Origin of the sequence: Bordetella petrii (genome assembly GCF_020991325.1) — a bacterium.
Taxonomy (GTDB): domain Bacteria; phylum Pseudomonadota; class Gammaproteobacteria; order Burkholderiales; family Burkholderiaceae_B; genus Bordetella_A; species Bordetella_A petrii_E.
This window is the reverse complement of sequence record NZ_JAJMLX010000400.1, coordinates 1-3,050: the sequence shown is the minus strand read 5'-3', so window position 1 is coordinate 3,050 and position 3,050 is coordinate 1. Positions and strand designations below refer to the sequence as shown.

Sequence of the window (3,050 nt, the reverse complement as noted above, 5' to 3'; positions counted from 1 at the left end):
GGCCGCGCCCGCCGCACAGCCGCCCGCGGCGCCAGACCAGGCCGACCCGGGCGCCAACGCCCTATGGAAGCAGATCTGGCTGGCCAAGCGCGGGCAGGTGGTCATCCTGGCCGTCGGGCTGGCGGTGCTGGTAGGCATTTTCTTCTTCCAAGACCAACTGGCCCGCCGCCCCCTGCTGCACGACCGCCTGCGGCTGGCCTACCTGGCCTTCGCGCTGTTCTGGATAGGCTGGTACGCGCAGGCGCAGTTGTCGGTGGTGAACGTACTTACTTTCACCACCTCGCTGCGCACGGAATTCCGCTGGGACGCCTTCCTGATGGACCCTCTGGTGTTCATCCTGTGGTGCGCCACCGCCATATCCATGGTGTTCTGGAACCGCGGCGCGTTCTGCGGCTGGCTGTGCCCGTTCGGCGCCCTGCAAGAACTTTCCAACCGGCTGGCCAAACGCCTGGGGGTTCGGCAGGTCACGGTGGGGCACGGCGCCAACCAGCGGCTGTCCACGCTGAAGTACGTCATCTTCCTGCTGCTGTTCGGGTTCTCGCTGTACGACCTGGCCTTTGCCGAACGGCTGGCCGAAGTCGAGCCCTTCAAAACGGCCATCATCCTGCGTTTCATGCGCGACTGGCCCTTCGTGGTGTTCGCCGTGGCGCTACTGGCGGCGGGCCTGTTCATCGAGCGCTTCTTCTGCCGCTACCTGTGCCCCCTGGGCGCGGCCCTGGCCATCCCGGCGCGCCTGCGCATCTTCAACTGGCTGCGCCGCTACCACGACTGCGGCAACCCCTGTCAGCGCTGCAACCTTGAATGCCCGGTGCAGGCCATTGCCCCCACCGGCGAAATCAACCCGAACGAATGCATCCAGTGCCTGCATTGCCAAATGCTTTACCACCACGAAGGCAAATGCCCGCACCTCATCCAGAAGAAAGCCAAGCGCGAGCGGCGCCGCGCGCCGCCGCAAGAAGCCGTGCTGAAGCACATGCCCCGGCCCAAGTCGGGCGATTCGCCCTCGAGTTCCGCCAACTACTGATCCCGCAATGGCCATCGCGCCATCACAACCAAGGAGTAACCATGTCCGATCACAAACCCGACCGAACCGGACTTAGCCGCCGGGGATTCCTGGGCACGGCCGCCTTATCCGGCGCCGCAGGCCTGGTCGGCGGCACGCATCTACCCGGTGCGTATGCCGCCAACGGCGCGGCATCCGGGCCTTCCGGCCATATCGCCCCGGGCGAGCTCGATGAATACTACGCGTTCAACTCGGGCGGCCAGTCAGGCGAAGTGCGCGTGCTGGGCCTGCCTTCCATGCGCGAACTGATGCGCATCCCGGTGTTCAACCACTGCAGCGCCACCGGCTGGGGCGTTACCAACGAAAGCCGCAAAATCCTCACCGAAGGCCTTACCCCCGAAACCCGCAAGTACCTGGCGGACAAGGGCGGCGTATTCCTGAACGGCGACGCGCACCACCCGCACATGTCGTTCACCGACAGCACGTACGACGGGCGCTACATCTTCATCAACGACAAGGCCAACAACCGCGTCGCGCGCATCCGCTGCGACGTCATGAAAACCGACAAGGTCATTGAAATTCCCAATGCCTCGGGTATTCACGGCCTGCGTCCGCAGCGCTACCCGCGCACCGGCTACGTTTTCGCCAACGGCGAGCACATCGTTCCCGTGCCCAACAACGGCAGCATCACCGACGACCCAAAGAAAAACTTCTTCGCCGTCTACACCGCCATCGACGGCGACACCATGAAAATCGCCTGGCAGGTGCTGGTAGACGGCAACCTGGACAACGGCGATGCCGACTACCAGGGCAAATACTCGTTCGCCACCTGCTACAACTCCGAGAAAGGCGTCACGGTTGAAGAAGCATCCGCCAACGAGCAAGACTGGGTGGTGGTGTTCAACATCAAGCGCATCGAAGCGGGGGTGAAGGCCGGCGACTTCAAAACCATCAACGGCGTGCCGGTGGTAGACGGGCGCCACGGCTCGAAGTACACGCGCTACATCCCGGTTCCCAACTCGCCGCACGGCTGCAACGCCGCGCCCGATGGCATCCACGTGGTGCTGAACGGCAAGCTGTCGCCCACCGTCACCGTGCTAGATGTCCGCAAACTCGACGACCTGTTCGACGACAAGATCAAGCCGCGCGACTGCGTGGTGGCCGAACCCCAGCTGGGCCTGGGGCCCCTGCACACCGCCTTCGACGGCCGCGGCAACGCCTACACCACGCTGTTCATCGACAGCCAGATGGTGAAGTGGAACCTCGACAAGGCACGCCGCGCGTACGCGGGCGAAAAAGTCGACCCCATCATGCAGAAGCTGGACGTGCACTACCAGCCCGGCCACAACCACAGCACCATGGGCGAAACCAAGGAAGCCGACGGCAAGTGGCTGGTGTCGCTGAACAAGTTCTCGAAAGACCGCTTCCTGAACGTGGGCCCGCTCAAGCCCGAGAACGACCAGCTGATCGACATTTCCGGCGACGAAATGAAGCTGGTGCACGACGGCCCCAGCTTCGCCGAGCCGCACGACATGCTGCTGGTGCACCGGTCCAAGGTGCATCCACTGAATGCCTGGAAACGCGACGACCCCATCTGGGAAGATGCCCGCGCCATGGCCAAGAAAGACGGCGTGGTGCTGGAAGACGCCGCCAAGATCGTGCGCGACGGCAACAAGGTGCGCGTGTACATGATCGCGGTGGCGCCCATGTTCAGCGTCAAGCACATCGAGGTCAACCAGGGCGATGAAGTCACCGTGGTGGTCACCAACATGGAAGTCATCGAAGACCTGACCCACGGCTTCACGCTGGAAGGCCACGGCATCGCCATGGAAATCGGCCCGCAGGCCACCTCGTCGGTTACCTTCACGGCCGACCGTCCGGGGGTGTTCTGGTACTACTGCCAGTGGTTCTGCCACGCCCTGCACATGGAAATGTCGGGGCAACTGGTGGTGCTGCCCAAGAAGGCCTAGCCTGCATGCGCCGTCTGTTCCCCCAGGCGGCCCGGCTGGCAGCCGCGGCCGCCACCGCGCTGCTGGCCGGCCTGGCG

Annotated in this window: 2 protein-coding genes; both read left to right on the top strand. The window is 64.3% G+C overall.

What is annotated here, in order from left to right; translation table 11 throughout:
• The coding region (locus tag LPZ50_RS23635; protein ID WP_230665299.1) for a NosR/NirI family protein at positions 1–1,024 on the top strand (1,024 nt) is incomplete at its 5' end.
• A gap of 41 nt (positions 1,025–1,065) precedes the next feature.
• On the top strand, positions 1,066–2,973 hold the full coding sequence (gene nosZ, locus LPZ50_RS23630; RefSeq protein WP_230665298.1) for a TAT-dependent nitrous-oxide reductase: 1,908 nt from the start codon (positions 1,066–1,068) through the stop codon (positions 2,971–2,973).
• Positions 2,974–3,050: the final 77 nt, after the last annotated feature.